Here is a 16,630-nt window from a genome sequence, read left to right on the forward strand (position 1 = left end):
AATGTACGAACACGACGTAATCGTGGTCGGCGCGGGCGGCGCCGGCCTGCGAGCGGCCATCGCGGCTCACGAAGAGGGCGCCGACGTCGCGCTCGTGACCAAGCTCCACCCGGTCCGGAGCCACACGGGCGCGGCCGAGGGCGGGATCAACGCCGCGCTCCGAGAGGGCGACGACTGGGACCTGCACGCCTACGACACGATGAAGGGGTCGGACTACCTCGGGGACGCCCCCGCCATCGACGTCTTCGCGCAGGACGCCCCCGAAGAGGTCGTCCAGCTGGAGCACTGGGGCATGCCGTTCTCCCGCGAGGACGACGGCCGCGCCTCCCAGCGCCCCTTCGGCGGCATGTCGTTCCCGCGGACCACCTACGCCGGCGCCGAGACCGGTCACCACCTGCTGCACACGATGTACGAGCAGGTGGTCAAGCGGGGCATCGAGGTGTACGACGAGTGGTACGTCACCGACCTCGCGGTGACCGACCACGAGGACCCCGAGGACCGCGAGTGTCACGGCGTCATCGGTTACGAGATCGCGACGGGTAACGTCGAGGGCTTCCGCGCCAACGACGGCGTCATCCTCGCCACCGGCGGCCTCGGTCAGGCGTTCGACCACACGACCAACGCCGTGGCCAACACCGGCGACGGCTGCGCCATGGCCTACCGCGCCGGCGTCCCGCTGGAGGACATGGAGATGATCCAGTTTCACCCGACGACGCTCCCCTCCACGGGGGTGCTCATCTCCGAGGGCGTCCGCGGCGAGGGCGGCATCCTCTACAACGACGACGAGGAGCGGTTCATGTTCGAGTACGGCTACGCCAACAACGACGGCGAACTCGCCTCCCGCGACGTCGTCTCCCGCGCCGAGCTGACGGAGGTCAACAACGGGCGCGGCATCGAGGACGAGTACGTCCACCTCGACATGCGCCACCTGGGCGAGGAGCGCATCCTCGACCGCCTAGAGAACATCCTCCACCTCGCGGAGGACTTCGAGGGCGTCGACGGCCTCGACGAGCCGATGCCCGTCAAGCCCGGCCAGCACTACGCCATGGGCGGCATCGAGTGCGACGAGAACGGCGCCACCTGCGTCGACGGCCTCTACGCCGCCGGCGAGACGGCCTGCGTCTCCCTGCACGGCGCCAATCGCCTGGGCGGCAACGCGCTGCCCGAACTGCTCGTGTTCGGTGCCCGCGCCGGTCGCCACGCCGCCGGCGCCGACATGAAGGAGTCGGAGATCTCGACCGGCCCCTCCGCACAGAGCGAGCCGGGCGACGTCGAACCGCCCGTCGAGCCCGGTGCCGTCGACGCGGGCAGCGACGACGTCGCCGCCGATGGAGCGGCGGTCGAGCCGGACGAGGTGCTCGAACACGCCGTCCAGCGCGAGCGCGAACGCGTCGAGTCGTTCCTCGAGGAGGACGGCATCAACCACGCCGAGGTCCGCTCGGACGTCCAGGAGACGATGACCGAGAACGTCAACGTGTTCCGCGAGGAAGACAACCTGCGGCAGGCCCTGCGGGACATCCGTGCCGGCCGAGAGCGGTACCAGGACGTCGCCGTCGCTGACCCCTCGCGCACGTACAACACGGACCTGATCCACACCATGGAGACGCGGAACATCCTCGACGTCGCCGAGGCCATCACCCTCGGCGCGCTGGCCCGCGAGGAGTTCCGCGGCGCCCACTGGCGCGCCGAGTTCCAGGAGCGCCGCGACGAGGAGTGGATCAAGCACACCATGCTCGCCTGGAACGACGGGACGCCGGAGCTGTACTACAAGCCCGTCCTGCTGGAGAGCCAGTGGAACGAGTACGAGCCCAAAGAGCGCAGCTACTGACTGCGCCGTAGCTTTCCGGTCGTCACTTTCTGCCGCTGACGGTTCCGGCTCGCGGCCGCGGACAGGCGCCGCTCGACGCCCGTGTGTCACGCCCGCGCTCGCCGCGTCCGGCGCCGGGCGGCCCAACACATATCGGCGCTCCCCTCCACTCACAGGACGCATGATCGTCTCGGGCACCGTCGTGGCCGACGCGGAGACGACCGTCGAAGACGGAGCAGTCGTCACCGACGGCGCCGAGATCGTCTTCGTCGGGGAGCGCAGCGAGGCCGCCGACCGCTATCCGGACCACGAGCGTCGATCGTTCGACGTCGTCGCGCCGGGGCTGGTCGGGGCGCACGTCCACTCCATCCAGACGCTGGGGCGGGGCATCGCCGACGACGCGCCCCTGCTGGAGTGGCTGGAGGACCACGTCCTCCCGCTGGAGGCCGCGATGGGGCCGGAGGCGACCCGGACGGCGGCGACGCTGGGCTACCTGGAGTGTCTCGGGAGCGGCGTGACCACCGTCCTCGACCACCTCTCGGTCAACCACGCGGCGGCGGCCTTTGAGGCGGCCGTCGAGACGGGCATCCGCGGACGCCTCGGGAAGGTCCTCATGGACTACGACGCCCCGGACGGGCTTCAGGAGGACGCCGAGGAGGGACTGCGAGAGTCGGAGCAGTTGATCGAGGAGTACCACGGAGCCGCCGGCGGACGGATCCGCTACGCCGTGACCCCGCGCTTCGCCGTCTCCTGCACCGAGGCGTGCCTGCGGGGCACACGCGAACTGGCGGACTCGCACGACGGCGTCAGGGTCCACACGCACGCCAGCGAGAACCGCGACGAGGTGGCGACCGTCGAGGAGCGGACCGGGCGGCGCAACGTCGCGTGGCTGGACGAGGTCGGCCTGACCGGCCCGGACGTGACGCTCGCTCACTGCGTCTGGACGGACGAGCGCGAGCGGGAGATCATCGACGAGACCGACACGCGCGTCGTCCACTGCCCGTCCTCGAACATGAAACTCGCCAGCGGCGTCGCGCCCGTTCAGGACTACCTCGACCGCGGCGTCACCGTCGGGCTCGGCAACGACGGGCCGCCCTGCAACAACACGCTCGACCCCTTCACGGAGATGCGCCAGGCCAGCCTCCTGGCGAAGGTCGACGGCCTCGACGCGACGGCGCTGCCCGCGTCGACCGTCTTCGAGATGGCGACGGCGGGCGGCGCGACGGCCGCCGGTTTCGAGCGTGTCGGCGCCCTCCGCGAGGGCTACCGCGCCGACGTGATCGGACTGTCGACCGACGGACCGCGCGCGACGCCGGTCCACGATCCCGTCTCGCACCTGGTGTTCGCCGCCCATGGCGACGACGTGCGGTTCACCATGGTCGACGGCGACGTCGTGTACCACGACGGTGAGTTCGCCGCCGTCGACGCGGACGCGGTCACGTCGCGGGCTTCGGAGTTCGCAGCCGAGTTGACCGATGGTTGACGGGCCGCCGGCGAACGAGCGAACCGCTGGTCGATCCGGAGTCCGCGAAAGCAGGAAAGGTGGGGTGGGGTGGTGGGGGTGGAACCGGCACCGGAACGGTGCCGTATCTGCTCGTAGCTGTTTCTATCACTAAAACCTGGCTCTCTAATTATTAACGTTGAAAATCTGGGGTGGCAGTGGGGACGGCGCACCCGCTATCGAGTGTTGCTCCGGAAAGGAATTGTGCGTGGGTGCAGTCCCATCGAGGGAGCGCACCGTGCATCGGCGCGGCGGGGTCGCCGCGCAAGTGGCGGACGTCGTCCACCAGTGCGATGCGTGGGACCGGATTTGAACCGGCGGACCCCTACGGGACAGCGCCCTCAACGCTGCGCCGTTGGCCTGGCTTGGCTACCCACGCTCGCTGTCTCTTGCGTGCACTTCGTCGTATCCCGTGGCCGAATAAAAGGGCTTTCGTTTGCGCCCGCCCCGTCACAGTGTGGCACTGACGGCGAAGCGGACGTTTCAAATACGGGCAACACTGTATCGCGCGCATGGCCAAGTACTCGACCGGCAGTGGCGGCGGCGGGGCCGGCGAGAGCTGCGAGCTCTGCGGCGCCAGCGAGCGAGACCTGCGGGAGGCCACGGTGGCCGGCGCGACCCTGCAGGTCTGCCCGGACTGCGCCGAGCACGGCGAGGGGGAGACCCGCGGAGCGAGCGGCTCGCGCGACGACCAGAACCGCGACCGGGACCGACGCGCGGCGCAGAACGCCGCCAGGATCCACGACGCGGCCCAGGGCGACTCCACGCACTGGGAGGAGCACGGCACCGACTACGAGGGCGATCAGCTTCCGTACCTCGTGAGAGACTACGGGCGGCGCGTCGTCGAGGCGCGGCAGGAGGCCGGCCTCCAGACCGAGGAACTCGCCGAGGAGATCGACGAGGACGAGGCGGACGTCCTCGCCGTCGAGCAGGGCCGCGCGACGCAGGCGAACGTCGGTGGCTCCGTCGTCGGGAAGCTCGAGGAGTACCTGGACGTCGATCTCTCCGAAGAGAGCTGAGCCGTCGGTCACGGACGCCTGCTTTTCGCAGCGCCCCGCCCGTGCCCAGCCGCGCGCCGACCAGTCGTCACGCAATGACCGACGATTTGATACGGTGTCCGGCGCTACGAACGGGCGTGACCGACGACTACGACGCCGTCGTCTACGACCTCGACGGGACGCTCGTGCGGCTCGACGTCGACTGGGAGACCGTGCGTCGGGAGGCCGACGCCGCCCTCCGCGAGCGCGACGTGGACGCCGACGGGCGCGACCTGTGGGGGATGCTCGACCACGCCGAACGGCGAGGCCACCGTGACGTCGTCGAGTCGGTCATCGCCGACCACGAGGTCGAGGGGGCCGAGTCCTCCGAGCTGCTGACGCTGGTCGACGAGCTCCCGCTGTCCGTCCCCGCGGGTGTCGTCTCGCTCAACTGCGAAGCGGCCGTCCGCCGGGCGCTGGAACTGCACGGGGCCGACCAGCACGTCGACGCCGTCGTGGGCCGGGACTCGTTGGACGCCCGCAAGCCCGATCCGACGCCGCTTTTGTGGATCGCCGACGAACTCGGCGTCGACCCCGAGCAGTCGCTGTTCGTCGGTGACTCCCGGAGCGACGCCGAGGCCGCCGAGGCGGCCGGCTTCGACTTCGAGTGGGCGAGCGAGCGGGGCGAGTGAGCGCTACGCCTCCCGCCGGGCGTACAGGTACGCCGCGATCGAGGTGAGAAACCAGATCGGCGCACCGACGCGGACGGCGAACAGCGCTCGCTCGGTCCACGAGGCGAGTTCGGTCGTCGTCGAGAGGAGGGCGACGGTGGGCGCGCCGACGACGATGGTGGCGACGAAGGTGACCTGCATGACCCACCCGTAGTCGATCCCGTCCGGATTCGTCGTCTCGCGCGCTGGCACGGGCCCCGATTCTGCGCTGTCGCGGTAAACGGTTTCGATGATCGGCGCTCGCGAGCCGGTCGCGCGCCACGGGAATCAGTGACAGGTCTTAACCCGGACGCACGCCGAGACAAACGCATGCGCGCGAAGGACATCAGGGAGATGGCCGGCGAGGAGACGGTCACGATGCTGACGGCATACGACGCACCGACGGCCGAGCTCGCGGAGGCCGCCGGGGTGGACGTCCTGCTCGTGGGCGATTCGCTGGGGAACCTCAGGCTGGGCTACGACTCGACCATTCCGGTGACCGTCGACGAGGCAGCCAGCCACACGGCGGCCGTCGCCCGGACGACCGACGACGCGTTCGTCGTCGCGGACATGCCCTTCCTGTCATACGGCGCCGACGAGGGCGAGGCCGTCGAGAACTGCGGCCGGATGGTCAAGGAGGCCGGAGCCGACGCCGTCAAGCTCGAATCGGGCCCCCACACCGTCGAACTGACCCGGCGGCTCACCGACCTCGGGGTCCCCGTGCAGGCCCACCTTGGCCTGACGCCCCAGCGGGAGAACGAGACGGGCCTGTTCCGGCAGGGGACCGATCAGGACGCCGCCGAGGAGATCATCGACCTCGCCCGCGAGCACGAGGACGCGGGCGCGTTCTCGCTCGTGCTCGAACACGTCCCGTCGAACCTCGGCGCCGCGGTGACCGAGGCGCTGGACATCCCGACCGTCGGGATCGGCGCCGGGCCGGACTGCGACGGGCAGGTCCTGACCATCGACGAGGTGATCGGGCTCACGGAGGGGACGGCCCCGTTCGCCGAGCGGTTCGGCGACGTCCGCGGTGAGATGGAGCGGGCCCTCGAGTCCTACGTCGACGCCGTCGAGTCCGGCGAGTTCCCGCGCGAGGAGCACGGCCACGTCGAGGAGTCGCTGGAGTACTGACCGCCCGCAGGGGCCCCGAACCCTGAACCGCAAACAGACTATTCTCCGCTCTCTTTTTACCGTACGGCGTATTCTCAGACAAGGCTTATATATCTTGGACACTAACTTGGGGTTAGCATGACAAACCACCAGCAGCAGTTGGGCGACGCCCCGCTTCGGAAGCTCGAGTACGACGACGGGACGGTGGTGTTCGCGGCGGACGTGGGCGCCGGACCGGACGCGTCGGTCGACGTCGTCGGTCGGACGGTCATCGTGGTCGCCGACGGTGAGCAGTACGAGTTTGAGGTCCCTGCAGAGGACGCGGAAGTGCTTATCCGCAACGGAGTCCTCACTGTCGAAGTGAACGAGGAGGCCCACTAATGAAGCTCACTGTCAAACCCCTGAAGCAGAGCGAGGCGGGACGCGGACTGGCCGCCGTCGACCGCGCGGCAATGCAGGAGATGGACCTGGAGAACGGCGACTACGTCGTCATCCAGGGCCACGACAACGACCGCGGAGTCGCCCGCGTCTGGCCCGGCTACCCCGAGGACGAGGGCAAGGGCATCGTCCGGATCGACAGCCAGCTCCGCCAGGAGGCCAACGTCGGCATCGACGACCGCGTGGAGGTCGAGAAGGCCGACGTCAACCCCGCCAAGAGCCTGACGGTCGCCCTGCCCCAGAACCTCCGGGTCCGGGGTAACGTCGGCCCGATGATCCGCAACAACCTCAGCGGCCAGGCCGTCACGGAGGGCCAGACCGTCCCCGTGAGCTTCGGCCTCGGGCCGCTCTCGTCGATGTCCGGCCAGAAGATTCCGCTGCGGATCGCCGAGACCGATCCCTCCGGCACGGTCGTGATCACCGACCAGACCGAGATCGAGGTCTCCGAGAAGCCCGCCGAGCAGATCGCCGAGGGCGCCGCCAGCGCCGGCGGCGGCGAAGAGACCCCCGACGTGGCCTACGAGGACATCGGCGGCCTCGACGACGAGCTCGAGCAGGTCCGCGAGATGATCGAGCTGCCGATGCGCCACCCCGAGCTGTTCCAGCAGCTCGGCATCGAGCCGCCGAAGGGCGTCCTCCTGCACGGCCCGCCGGGCACGGGGAAGACCCTGATGGCCAAGGCCGTCGCCAACGAGATCGACGCCTACTTCACGACCATCTCGGGCCCCGAGATCATGTCGAAGTACTACGGGGAGTCCGAGGAGCAGCTCCGCGAGGTCTTCGAGGAGGCCGAGGAGAACGCCCCGGCCATCGTCTTCATCGACGAGATCGACTCTATCGCGCCCAAGCGCGGCGAGACGCAGGGCGACGTCGAGCGTCGGGTCGTCGCGCAGCTGCTCAGCCTCATGGACGGCCTCGACGAGCGCGGTGACGTCATCGTCATCGGCGCAACCAACCGCGTCGACGCCGTCGACCCCGCGCTCCGCCGCGGCGGCCGATTCGACCGCGAGATCGAGATCGGCGTCCCCGACAAGGAGGGCCGCAAGGAGGTCCTGCAGGTCCACACCCGCGGGATGCCCCTCTCCGAGGACATCGACCTCGAGGAGTACGCCGAGAACACGCACGGCTTCGTCGGCGCCGACCTCGAACAGCTGACCAAGGAGGGCGCGATGAACGCCCTCCGGCGCGTCCGCCCGGAGATCGACCTCGAGAGCGACGAGATCGACGCCGAGGTGCTGGAAGCGCTGGAAGTGACCGAGGAGGACTTCCGCGAGGCGATGAAGGGCATCGAGCCCTCCGCCCTGCGTGAGGTCTTCGTCGAGGTCCCCGACGTCACCTGGGACGACGTCGGCGGCCTCGAGGACACCAAGGAGCGCCTGCGCGAGACCATCCAGTGGCCGCTGGAGTACGGCGAGGTGTTCGAGGCCATGGACCTAGAGGCCGCCAAGGGCGTCCTCCTGTACGGCCCGCCGGGCACGGGGAAGACCCTGCTCGCCAAGGCCGTCGCCAACGAGGCCCAGTCGAACTTCATCTCCGTGAAGGGCCCCGAGCTGCTGAACAAGTACGTCGGCGAGTCCGAGAAGGGCGTCCGCGACGTCTTCCAGAAGGCCCGGGAGAACGCCCCAACGGTGGTGTTCTTCGACGAGATCGACTCCATCGCCGGCGAGCGGGGCGGCGGCACCACCGACTCCGGCGTCGGTGAACGCGTCGTCTCCCAACTGCTGACCGAACTCGACGGCATCGAGGACATGGAGGACGTCGTCGTCATCGCGACGACCAACCGCCCGGACCTCATCGACTCGGCGCTGATCCGCCCCGGCCGCCTGGACCGCCACGTCCACGTGCCGGTGCCCGACGAGGAGGCCCGCCGCGCGATCCTCGAGGTCCACACCCGCGACAAGCCGCTCGCCGACGGCGTCGACCTCGACTCGCTGGCCCGCCGCACGGACGGCTACGTCGGCGCAGACCTCGAGGCCCTCGCCCGCGAGGCCTCGATGGCCGCCACCCGCGAGTTCGTCAACAGCGTCGACCCCGAGGACATCGACGACTCCGTCGGGAACGTCCGCATCACGATGGACCACTTCGAGCACGCCCTCGACGAGGTCGGCGCCAGCGTCGACAGCGAGGTCCGCGAGCGCTACGAGGAGATCGAACAGCGGTTCGACCACACCGAGGCCGGCCTCGACGACGAGGCCACCGCGAGCCGCACGTTCCAGTAAGAAGGACCTTTTTACTTCCTCGGGTTTCCTCGCTCGCTTCGCTCGCTGCGGGAACCACTCGTCGTAAAAATCTACGCTAAAAACTCTCTTCTCGCGAGCGAAGCGAGCGAGAAGTGAACCGGCGCGCTTCGCGCGCCGGATGCTAGACCGTACCGCAACAACTTTTTCCGCGACAGCGCCGAAGAGCCCGGGCTACAGCCCGAGTTCCCCGACGATCTCCAGCACCTCGCCTTCGCCCTCGTGTGCGTCCGCATCGAAGGACTCGACGCGGAAGCGGACGCGCTTCCCGACGGCGGACTCGCCGTGGCTGTCCTCTGCGTAGAGGCGGCTGTCGCCGACGCGAGCGAACACCTGGCCCCGTCCCTCGTCGTAGTCGGTGAGCGTGACGATGACCTCCTCGCCCGGGTCGAAGGAAGGAGTGGCGGTCCGGAAGTGCCAGCCCTTGAAGTACTGCCGGAGGAAGCTGGACTCGCCGAAGTACCGCTCGCTGAAGCTCATACGCGGGACACCTCCTCAGTGCGGCGGTCGGTGGTGTACTCACGGCCGAAACCGGTCCAGGCGGAGGCGACGAACACGGCGAACAGGAGCCAGCCCTGGAAGACGAACGGAATGACGTCGACCGGGTTCACGACCATGGCCTGCGTGAACCACTCGAACTGCGTGACGACCTGGGTCTGCATCGCTGCGAAGCCGACGAGGACGCCGCCGGACCACGGGAAGATGTAGCCCATCGCCGCCGTGTTGGCGTCGAGGATGTTCGCGCGACGGTAGCCGTTGACGTTGAACCGGTCGCCGACGTTCTTGATGTAGGGGCCAATGGCGATCTCGGCCGCGGTATTGATCGTTATCATGGTGTTGATCAGGGCCGTCGAGCCGACCATGGTCAGTTCCGCGCTGCGGACCGAGCGGGCGAGGCTGTTCATCGACCAGTCGAGCAGCGCCTCGAAAGCGCCGCCCCGGATCATGATGTAGGCGGCGGCGACGATCAGCAGGACGAGGATGCTGAGCGGGAAGAAGCCGGCAGCGCCATCGTAGATGCTGCCGCCGACGGCGGCCTCGCCGGACTCGACCAGTTCGACGAACGGCAGGACGCTCGCGCCGGCCAGCGGCGCGTCCCCGGGGACCTGGAACACGAGCATCTCGCTGACCGCCGCCAGGCCGAGGGCCACGTTGAAGACGACGGCGGCGACGATTCCCCAGGAGATGGCCTCCACGATGTGCCGGCCCTTCACCGCAGTGGCGATGACGATTCCCATCGAGACGAGGTGGATCAGGCCCAGCGGATCGCTGTTCTCGACGAGGATCTCGCCCGCGTTACCGCCGATCTCGATGCCGGGCATCGCGCCGCCGGCGACGACGTAGCCCGCGAAGGCCAGGACCGCCGCGACGATCGCGTACTTGAATCGCGAGGAGACGACGCCGCCGATGTCGGCCTCCTGGGTCACCGCGGAGACGATGGTCGTGTCGCTGACCGGTGCCAGGTTGTCGCCGAACACCGCCCCGGAGAGGATGGCGCCGAACATCAGGACCGGGCTGGCGCCCAGCAGGACGCCGGCCGGGAAGAACAGCGTGGTGAACGCCACCGTGGTCCCGTAGCCGGTGCCGATCCCCGTCGCCAGGAGGCCGGCCAGGACGAACGTCGCCGCGGGGAACAGCGCCGCGCCGACGCCGGCAGCGTCAGCGGCCCACACCAGTCCCTCGACGAACCCGCCCGCCTGCATCGTCGCCGAGAACATCCCGGCCCACAGCCAGGCCACGATGGCCGTGGCCGCGACCCGCTGGGTCATCCCCTCGAAGATGGTGTTAGCGTAGCTTTTCCAGTCGCCCTTCACGAACAGCATGCCGACGATGAGGCTGAGCAGCATGCCCGCGACCAGTCCGCCGGCGTTGCCGATGCGGAACAGCGCGCTCTGGACCACCGCCCAGGCGATGAACAGCAGTATCGGCAGCGCGCTCATCCACTTCCCGCCGTAAAACTCGATCGCCGGACCCTCCTCGTCGTCCGACCCGTCGTCCAGTTCCGGGGTGTCGAACTCGTCCACCATATGTGGGACGAGTTGACATTCCTCACTGGTCCGCCATAAGTATTAGTAATCTAACCATACAGCGGGCGAAGGCGGAAGGGCTCGAGAACGGCGTCCCCGCTCGCCTGCGCGGGAGTCAGTCTCGCCCGGCCTTCCGGGCCGTTCACCGCTTCGCCAGCGCCGCCCGGTAGTAGTACGCGTCGCCCGGCCGGTAGACGTCGGTGACCGCCCAGCCCGTGCCGGCCGTCGCCTCGCGCAGTCGGTCCGGCGAGAACAGGCGAAAGAGTAGCGCCTCGTCGGCGTCGCCCTCGTACTCGAACCAGGTGACGCGGTAGGCGAGGCCGGGCGTCGGGTCGGCCCGGAACCCGAGCATCTCGTCGGCGTCCCCGTACTCGGGGTCGTACATGTCCACCACGGCTGTCGCGTCGGGCGTCGTGACGTGCGCGAGGTCGCCCAGGAACTCCCGGAGGCTCCGCATCGAGCCGGCGAGGCCGACCTGCGTACCAAGCGCCAGCGCGGACCGGAAGCGGTCGCGTTCGAACTGCGATCTGAGGTCGAACATGTCGCCCCGCCGCGCGTCCTCGACGCCGCGTTCCCGCAGCGTCTCGAGCAGGCGCTCGCTCACCTCCAGGGCGACCGTCTCGAACCGTTCCTGGAAGTACAGCGCGTCGCGTCCGGCGCCGGCACCCAGGTCCACGAGCGGCCCGTCCAGTCGCTCGACGAGCCACGCACCGGCTTCCGAGTCCGGATCGAACTCGCCGAAGTAGAAGTCCTCGATGGGATGGCGCAGTCGCTCCTCGCCATCGCACTGCCACAGCGGCGACTCGCGGCTCGCGTGTCGTTTGCTGCGCTCACTCCCGCTCGCTCGTTCCGAGGCCTCCCTGCAGTTGACCTCGCGCTCACCGCGATGGTGATCGAGAATCGCCCGGCCGAACGCGTCCGTCATCGCTCCGACCTTCTCCGGGCGGAGTGATGTGCGTTATTGTGACTCGGTACCGCTTGCTGCCATCTCCGTCCCGTCGGACCGCCCGCCGACGCGGCGTTTAAGGTCTGTAATGACGTCACGACTCCCGAAGGAGTAACAGTCGGACTAGGGAAACGACTATAAGGGCACTGTGCCGTGGTATCTATTACCATGGCAGAATGCGACGATTGCGGCGCGTCCGTACCGCGCGTCTGGCGACACCGGGAGTACAGCGAACCGATGACGCACCGCGAACTGGCCTGGCTCTGCGAGTCCTGTCACCCCGGAGTCCGGGAGCGGGCACGACCCGACACGGGTGACGACGGCACCGTGGCGATGACCGACGGCGGCCGCCGTTGATCGGTCGTCCCGGCGCGTCGACGTCGCGGTCGGTGAGCCCCGTCCGCAGCCCGCTCAGAGGTCTCCCAGAATCTCCTCGGCGTGGCCCTCCGGGTCCACGCCCTCGTAGACGGCCTCGACGGTCCCGTCGGGGCCGATCACGTACGTGTTCCGGAACACGCCGTCGAACGTGTTTCCGAACATGTTCTTCTCGCCGTAGGAGTCGTACTGACTGGCCACCTCGCCGTCCTCGTCCGACAGCAGTCGGAAGGGGAGGTCGTAGTCGTCCGCGAAGTCCGCGAGGTCGCCGACGGGGTCGTCGCTGACGCCCAGCACGGCGACGTCGCAGTCCTCGAACGCGTCCCACTCGTCGCGGAAGCCGCAGGCCTCGGTCGTACACCCGGGCGTGTCCGCCCGCGGGTAGAAGTACAGGACGACGCGCCGGCCCTCGTAGTCCGACAGGGCGACCGGCTCGCCGCTCTGGTCCGGCAACTCGAAGTCGGGCGCTGTCTCGCCGTCACTGAGCATGCGTGACAGCTGTGGGGCCGACGCCAAAGGCCCATCGCAACGTCCTTTGGAGTCCGGTCTAACCCTCGGGTATGCAACGACGCGTCCGCGAGCGAGTCCCGGAGCTGACGGCCCTCCTGACCGTCGTCTCGCTCGCGCTGGTCTTCGGCGCAGTGCTGGAGGTCGGTCCCGTCACAGCACTCCCGGCGGCGCCCGATCCCGTCCTCGGCGCCATCCCACACGTCAACGCCGCCGTCAGCGCGGCGGCCATCGCGACCATCGTCGGCGGCGTGCGCGCGATCAGGCGGGGCGACGTGGAGCGGCACCGCCGCCTGATGCTCGCGACCTTCGGCCTGTTCGTGGCCTTCCTCGGCCTCTACCTCTACCGCGTCTCGGTCGTCGGACCGACCGGGTTCGCCGGACCCGGGTGGGTGGAGACGTACGTCTACTACCCCGTGCTGGGGATCCACATGCTGCTCGCCGTCGTCTCCATCCCGCTGGTGTACTACGTCCTCCTGCTGGCCTACGGCCACCCGGTCGGGGAACTCGGGGCGACGAACCACCCGCGCGCCGGCCGCGTCGCCGCGGCGCTGTGGCTGGTCTCGTTCGCGCTGGGCATCGTCGTCTACGCGCTGCTGTACTGGGCGTACTGAAACGGAGCGGAAAGCGAGAAGCGCGGAACCGAATCGGCTAGTCGTCGGCCTCGACTGACGCGTCGCCGCCGATGACCGGCCGGCTGACGTCGCGGTCGGTCGCCTCGTCCTCGATATCGTAGGGGTACTCGCCCGTGACGCAGCCGAGGCAGAGGTCCTGCCGGTCGCTGTCGAGCGTCGCGGCGACGGCCTCGATCGAGAGGTACGACAGCGAGTCGGCGCCGATCTCGTCGCGGACGTCCTCGACGTCCTGGCCGGCCGCGATGAGCTCCTCGCGCGTGGCCATGTCGATGCCCATGTAACACGGCGAGACGATCGCCGGGGCACCGATGCGGACGTGGACTTCCTCCGCGCCGGCGTCCTTCAGGAGCTCGATCAGCTGCGACGAGGTGGTCCCGCGGACGATGGAGTCGTCGATGATGGTGACCGTCTTCCCCTCGATGGTGGACTTGATCGGGTTGAGCTTCAGGCGGACGGCCCGCTCGCGCTCGTCCTGCGTGGGCATGATGAACGTCCGGCCGACGTACCGGTTCTTCATCAGCCCCTCGGCGAACTCGATGTCGGCCCCGTCGTCCTGTGCGGCCTCGGCGTAGCCGGAGGCGAACGCGCGCCCGGAGTCGGGCACTGGGAGGACGACGTCGCTCTCGACGCCGGACTCCTCCCAGAGCGCCCGACCGAGCTGGCGGCGGGCGTCGTAGACCAGCTTCTCGTCGATGGTGGAGTCGGGCCGCGCGAAGTAGACGTGCTCGAAGAAGCAGTGTGCGGTGTGGTCCTGCTCGACGAGCTGATACGTGTCGAACCCGCTGCCGTCGTCGTGGAGGACGACGAGTTCGCCCGGCTTCACGTCCCGGACGAGTTCGCCGTCGAGGGTGTCGATGGCCGCCGACTCGCTGGCGAGGACGTAGCCGTCGTCCAGTTCGCCGATACACAGCGGCCGGTTGCCCTCGGGGTCGCGAACGCCGAGCACCGTGTCGTCGTGCATGATCGTCAGCGAGTACGACCCGTGGATGCGTGACATCGTCCGCTTGACGGCGCGGACGAGGTCGGCCTCCAGCAGGTTGCGCGCCAGGTCGTGAGCGATGACCTCCGTGTCGCCGTCGCTGGTGAAGGCGTGGCCGAGTTCGGCCAGCTCGTCCCGGATCGCCTCGGCGTTGACGAGGTTGCCGTTGTGGGCTAACGCCAGCGACCCGCTCTTGAAGGAAACGGAGAACGGCTGGGCACAACAGGCGTCGACGCTGCCCGATGTCGGATAGCGGACGTGACCGACGCCGTTCGATCCGTTCAGCGATTCGAGGTCGTCGGCCCCGAAGGCGTCGCCCACGAGGCCCATCTCGACGTGGCTGTGCTGCTGAAAGCCGTCGTGGGTGACGATGCCGGCCGACTCCTGGCCGCGGTGCTGGAGGGCGTAGAGAGAGTAATAAAGGGGGCGGGCGGCGTCACGGTCCTCGAGCGCGATGCCGACGACGCCGCACTTCTCGTGCATGGTCTGGAGTTATTCGCCGGCCTTGCTCTGCCACTCGTAGTCGCGGCGCTTGGCGGACTTGCCGAAGCCACACGCCGAACAGACCTTCTTTTTCGCGTGATACGACTTCTCGCCACACCGTCGGCACTTGACGTGCGTCGTGGTGTTCTTCTTACCCTGACTCGGGGTTCCAGCGCCAGTCATGGACGTATCGAGACGACGTTGTCGCCGCGTATAATCGTTGTGTCTTCGCCCTCGATGACGAGGTTCATGTGCTGATCGTAGCCGGAAAGCTCTCCTTCGTACGTCTGGCCGCCCTTGAGCTCTACCGTGACAGTCTCGCCGACGGACGCCTCCAGCACGTCCAGCGGTCGTCCACTCATACCCGAACGGCGACCCGTCTGCCGCTTAAACGTACCGCTTGCACGTCCAGTTCGAGGCTCGGAGCGACTGTCGGCCCCGTTTTACGGCCCCGCTACAAGTTTTCGCCCCGCAGTACGGGTAACGAGTGGCGACAGCCGCTGTCAGACGTCGACGGAGAAGGGAGTGTGTTCGCCGGCGCGGGCAGCGAACGCAGCCAGCAGGTCCGCCGCGGCGTCCAGGTCGTCGGGATCGATCACTTCGACCGGCGTGTGCATGTACCGGTTGGGGAGGCCGAGGTTCAGCGAGGGGATGCCGCCGCGCGACGTGTAGAAGGCGTCAGCGTCGGTGCCCGTCCGGCTGCCGGTCGCCTGCAGCTGGACGTCGATGCCGGCGTCGTCGGCCGCGCCGCGGACGGCGTCGACGACGACGGGGTGGTTCGCGCTGCCGCGGGAGACCACCGGCCCGCCGCCGAGTTCGACCCCGGTCGAGCGCTTGCCCGGCGACTCGGGCTGGTCGGTCGCGTTGGTGACGTCGGTCGCGACGACGGCGTCGGGTTCGAGGTCGAACCCGACCATCCGCGCGCCCTGCAGGCCGACCTCCTCCTGGACCGTCGAGACGGCGACCACGGTCGCGTCCGTCCCGCGCTCGGCGGCCCGCCGCAGCCCCTCGGCCGCGGCCCAGATCCCGACCCGGTTGTCCATCCCGCGGGCCGCGAGCCGGCCGTTCTCCAGCTCCGAGAGGGTCTGGTCGAAGGTGATCGGATCGCCCCGGTCGACGAGTTCCTCGGCCTCGTCGCTGTCCTCCGCGCCGACGTCGACGTACAGTTCGTTGACGTCTGCGACCTCGTCCTCCGCCGGATCCCGCAGGTGAATGGCCGTCTGGCCGACGACGCCGGGGACGGTCCCGTCCGTCGTGTGAATCCGGACGTGCTGGCCCCGCGAGACGGTCCGGTCGGACCCGCCGATGCGCTCCAGTCGGACGAAGCCGTCGTCGGTAATATCCCGGACGATGAACCCGATCTCGTCGCCGTGGCCGGCCAGGGCGACCGTCGGCTCGCCGCCCTCCAGAACCGCGACGGCGTTGCCGTAGTCGTCGGTCCGGACCTCGTCGGCGAACTCGCTCACGTAGTCGATCCAGCGGCGCTGCCCCTCCGCCTCGAACCCGGAGGGCGCCGCGGTCGTCAGTAGGTCCTCCAGAAACTCGCGTCGTCGCTCGTCCATGTCCGCCGGTTACGCGTGCGCCGCCATGAAGCCCGCGGGTCCGCGGTCGGCGACGAGTAGTTGCCGACCGCGAGGCGGTACGATCGACGTCGATCCGGCCGACGTTCGCCCGGGCAAACCCTGGTACAGTAGAAATTGAACGCACTGACACACTCGAGGGGTACCCGGGGTGCCCCTCGATGTGTGAATAGTTTCAATTTCTACTATAGGCATCTAACCCCGAACCAATGGGTCGTCGTATCGAGGTAATAGATACCAATGCACTCGATTTCGCCCGCGAGGTCCCCGCAACCGGAGATACCCCTTAGTATTCGGCGCTTACGCGAACCGCGACAG

Annotated in this window: 18 protein-coding genes and 1 tRNA gene; 9 read left to right on the plus strand and 10 right to left on the minus strand. The window is 68.8% G+C overall.

Annotated features, from left to right (window positions below):
* The first annotated feature begins 1 nt into the window (after nucleotide 1).
* Both LCY71_RS00495 and LCY71_RS00500 read left to right on the plus strand, forming a co-directional pair.
* Nucleotides 2-1,828 carry an FAD-binding protein gene (locus LCY71_RS00495; RefSeq protein ID WP_225334412.1) on the plus strand — a complete coding sequence of 609 codons (1,827 nt, stop codon included), beginning with the start codon at nucleotides 2-4 and terminating at the stop codon, nucleotides 1,826-1,828.
* Nucleotides 1,829-1,988: 160 nt separating this feature from the next.
* A complete protein-coding gene (locus LCY71_RS00500) occupies nucleotides 1,989-3,290 on the plus strand; it encodes a 5'-deoxyadenosine deaminase (RefSeq protein WP_225334413.1) in 1,302 nt (433 codons plus the stop codon).
* A 312-nt stretch (nucleotides 3,291-3,602) separates the two neighbouring features.
* Here LCY71_RS00500 and LCY71_RS00505 read toward each other — a convergent pair.
* Nucleotides 3,603-3,687: transfer RNA gene (locus tag LCY71_RS00505), tRNA-Leu, on the minus strand.
* Between the two features lie 133 nt (nucleotides 3,688-3,820).
* Here LCY71_RS00505 and LCY71_RS00510 point away from each other — a divergent pair.
* Both LCY71_RS00510 and LCY71_RS00515 read left to right on the plus strand, forming a co-directional pair.
* Nucleotides 3,821-4,327, plus strand: coding sequence for a helix-turn-helix domain-containing protein (locus LCY71_RS00510; protein ID WP_225334414.1), 507 nt, complete (start codon nucleotides 3,821-3,823; stop codon nucleotides 4,325-4,327).
* A gap of 74 nt (nucleotides 4,328-4,401) precedes the next feature.
* A complete protein-coding gene (locus tag LCY71_RS00515) occupies nucleotides 4,402-4,977 on the plus strand; it encodes an HAD family hydrolase (protein WP_225334415.1) in 576 nt (191 codons plus the stop codon).
* Between the two features lie 3 nt (nucleotides 4,978-4,980).
* On the opposite strand, the gene LCY71_RS00520 is transcribed toward LCY71_RS00515, so the two are convergent.
* Entirely contained in the window at nucleotides 4,981-5,208 is a 228-nt protein-coding gene (locus LCY71_RS00520) for a DUF5822 domain-containing protein (RefSeq protein ID WP_225334416.1), read from the minus strand.
* A 117-nt stretch (nucleotides 5,209-5,325) separates the two neighbouring features.
* Between LCY71_RS00520 and panB the strand changes: the two genes are divergently transcribed.
* The 3 genes from panB (at nucleotide 5,326) to LCY71_RS00535 (ending at nucleotide 8,762) form a co-directional block, all read left to right on the plus strand.
* Nucleotides 5,326-6,126: a 3-methyl-2-oxobutanoate hydroxymethyltransferase gene (gene panB / locus LCY71_RS00525; RefSeq protein WP_225334417.1), complete on the plus strand. Its 801-nt coding sequence runs from the start codon at nucleotides 5,326-5,328 to the stop codon at nucleotides 6,124-6,126.
* Between the two features lie 117 nt (nucleotides 6,127-6,243).
* A complete protein-coding gene (locus tag LCY71_RS00530) occupies nucleotides 6,244-6,486 on the plus strand; it encodes a DUF7127 family protein (protein WP_225334418.1) in 243 nt (80 codons plus the stop codon).
* A complete protein-coding gene (locus tag LCY71_RS00535; RefSeq protein WP_225334419.1) occupies nucleotides 6,486-8,762 on the plus strand; it encodes a CDC48 family AAA ATPase in 2,277 nt (758 codons plus the stop codon). Before LCY71_RS00530 ends, LCY71_RS00535 begins: the two co-directional genes overlap by 1 nt.
* 192 nt (nucleotides 8,763-8,954) lie before the next feature.
* On the opposite strand, the gene LCY71_RS00540 is transcribed toward LCY71_RS00535, so the two are convergent.
* From LCY71_RS00540 to LCY71_RS00550, 3 genes are all read right to left on the minus strand, one after another.
* A complete protein-coding gene (locus LCY71_RS00540) occupies nucleotides 8,955-9,260 on the minus strand; it encodes a DUF7513 family protein (protein WP_225334420.1) in 306 nt (101 codons plus the stop codon).
* Complete coding sequence (locus LCY71_RS00545) at nucleotides 9,257-10,807, minus strand: Na+/H+ antiporter NhaC family protein (protein WP_225334421.1); 1,551 nt, start codon at nucleotides 10,805-10,807, stop codon at nucleotides 9,257-9,259. The genes LCY71_RS00540 and LCY71_RS00545 overlap by 4 nt, the downstream gene beginning before the upstream one ends.
* A 142-nt stretch (nucleotides 10,808-10,949) precedes the next feature.
* Entirely contained in the window at nucleotides 10,950-11,732 is a 783-nt protein-coding gene (locus tag LCY71_RS00550) for a class I SAM-dependent methyltransferase (protein WP_225334422.1), read from the minus strand.
* 189 nt (nucleotides 11,733-11,921) lie between these two features.
* Here LCY71_RS00550 and LCY71_RS00555 point away from each other — a divergent pair, with 189 nt between their 5' ends.
* Entirely contained in the window at nucleotides 11,922-12,110 is a 189-nt protein-coding gene (locus tag LCY71_RS00555; protein ID WP_225334423.1) for a hypothetical protein, read from the plus strand.
* A 54-nt stretch (nucleotides 12,111-12,164) separates the two neighbouring features.
* Here the strand turns inward: LCY71_RS00555 and bcp are convergent, their stop codons facing one another.
* Nucleotides 12,165-12,617, minus strand: coding sequence for a thioredoxin-dependent thiol peroxidase (bcp, locus tag LCY71_RS00560; protein ID WP_225334424.1), 453 nt, complete (start codon nucleotides 12,615-12,617; stop codon nucleotides 12,165-12,167).
* Nucleotides 12,618-12,688: 71 nt separating this feature from the next.
* Here bcp and LCY71_RS00565 point away from each other — a divergent pair, with 71 nt between their 5' ends.
* Nucleotides 12,689-13,249: a DUF420 domain-containing protein gene (locus tag LCY71_RS00565; protein WP_225334425.1), complete on the plus strand. Its 561-nt coding sequence runs from the start codon at nucleotides 12,689-12,691 to the stop codon at nucleotides 13,247-13,249.
* 37 nt (nucleotides 13,250-13,286) lie between these two features.
* Here LCY71_RS00565 and purF read toward each other — a convergent pair whose 3' ends face one another.
* The 4 genes from purF to LCY71_RS00585 all read right to left on the minus strand — a co-directional run bounded on the left by purF (nucleotide 13,287) and on the right by LCY71_RS00585 (nucleotide 16,294).
* Nucleotides 13,287-14,732: an amidophosphoribosyltransferase gene (gene purF, locus LCY71_RS00570; protein ID WP_225334426.1), complete on the minus strand. Its 1,446-nt coding sequence runs from the start codon at nucleotides 14,730-14,732 to the stop codon at nucleotides 13,287-13,289.
* Nucleotides 14,733-14,741: 9 nt separating this feature from the next.
* On the minus strand, nucleotides 14,742-14,915 hold the full coding sequence (locus tag LCY71_RS00575) for a 50S ribosomal protein L37e (RefSeq protein WP_225334427.1): 174 nt from the start codon (nucleotides 14,913-14,915) through the stop codon (nucleotides 14,742-14,744).
* A complete protein-coding gene (locus tag LCY71_RS00580) occupies nucleotides 14,912-15,094 on the minus strand; it encodes an LSM domain-containing protein (protein ID WP_225334428.1) in 183 nt (60 codons plus the stop codon). The genes LCY71_RS00575 and LCY71_RS00580 overlap by 4 nt, the downstream gene beginning before the upstream one ends.
* 141 nt (nucleotides 15,095-15,235) lie before the next feature.
* Nucleotides 15,236-16,294 (minus strand): M20/M25/M40 family metallo-hydrolase, encoded by a 1,059-nt coding sequence (locus LCY71_RS00585; protein ID WP_225334429.1) that lies wholly within the window; start codon nucleotides 16,292-16,294, stop codon nucleotides 15,236-15,238.
* Nucleotides 16,295-16,630: the final 336 nt, after the last annotated feature.

It is taken from the genome of Halomicrobium urmianum, assembly GCF_020217425.1.
GTDB classification, from domain to species: Archaea; Halobacteriota; Halobacteria; order Halobacteriales; family Haloarculaceae; genus Halomicrobium; species Halomicrobium urmianum.

Coding starts and splice junctions, on each gene's coding strand:
- LCY71_RS00495 (WP_225334412.1), top strand. CDS start 2: ATGTACGAACACGACGTAATCGTGGTCGGCGCGGGCGGCGCCGGCCTG.
- LCY71_RS00500 (WP_225334413.1), top strand. CDS start 1,989: ATGATCGTCTCGGGCACCGTCGTGGCCGACGCGGAGACGACCGTCGAA.
- LCY71_RS00510 (WP_225334414.1), top strand. CDS start 3,821: ATGGCCAAGTACTCGACCGGCAGTGGCGGCGGCGGGGCCGGCGAGAGC.
- LCY71_RS00515 (WP_225334415.1), top strand. CDS start 4,402: ATGACCGACGATTTGATACGGTGTCCGGCGCTACGAACGGGCGTGACC.
- panB (WP_225334417.1), top strand. CDS start 5,326: ATGCGCGCGAAGGACATCAGGGAGATGGCCGGCGAGGAGACGGTCACG.
- LCY71_RS00530 (WP_225334418.1), top strand. CDS start 6,244: ATGACAAACCACCAGCAGCAGTTGGGCGACGCCCCGCTTCGGAAGCTC.
- LCY71_RS00535 (WP_225334419.1), top strand. CDS start 6,486: ATGAAGCTCACTGTCAAACCCCTGAAGCAGAGCGAGGCGGGACGCGGA.
- LCY71_RS00540 (WP_225334420.1), bottom strand. CDS start 9,260: ATGAGCTTCAGCGAGCGGTACTTCGGCGAGTCCAGCTTCCTCCGGCAG.
- LCY71_RS00545 (WP_225334421.1), bottom strand. CDS start 10,807: ATGGTGGACGAGTTCGACACCCCGGAACTGGACGACGGGTCGGACGAC.
- LCY71_RS00550 (WP_225334422.1), bottom strand. CDS start 11,732: ATGACGGACGCGTTCGGCCGGGCGATTCTCGATCACCATCGCGGTGAG.
- LCY71_RS00555 (WP_225334423.1), top strand. CDS start 11,922: ATGGCAGAATGCGACGATTGCGGCGCGTCCGTACCGCGCGTCTGGCGA.
- bcp (WP_225334424.1), bottom strand. CDS start 12,617: ATGCTCAGTGACGGCGAGACAGCGCCCGACTTCGAGTTGCCGGACCAG.
- LCY71_RS00565 (WP_225334425.1), top strand. CDS start 12,689: ATGCAACGACGCGTCCGCGAGCGAGTCCCGGAGCTGACGGCCCTCCTG.
- purF (WP_225334426.1), bottom strand. CDS start 14,732: ATGCACGAGAAGTGCGGCGTCGTCGGCATCGCGCTCGAGGACCGTGAC.
- LCY71_RS00575 (WP_225334427.1), bottom strand. CDS start 14,915: ATGACTGGCGCTGGAACCCCGAGTCAGGGTAAGAAGAACACCACGACG.
- LCY71_RS00580 (WP_225334428.1), bottom strand. CDS start 15,094: ATGAGTGGACGACCGCTGGACGTGCTGGAGGCGTCCGTCGGCGAGACT.
- LCY71_RS00585 (WP_225334429.1), bottom strand. CDS start 16,294: ATGGACGAGCGACGACGCGAGTTTCTGGAGGACCTACTGACGACCGCG.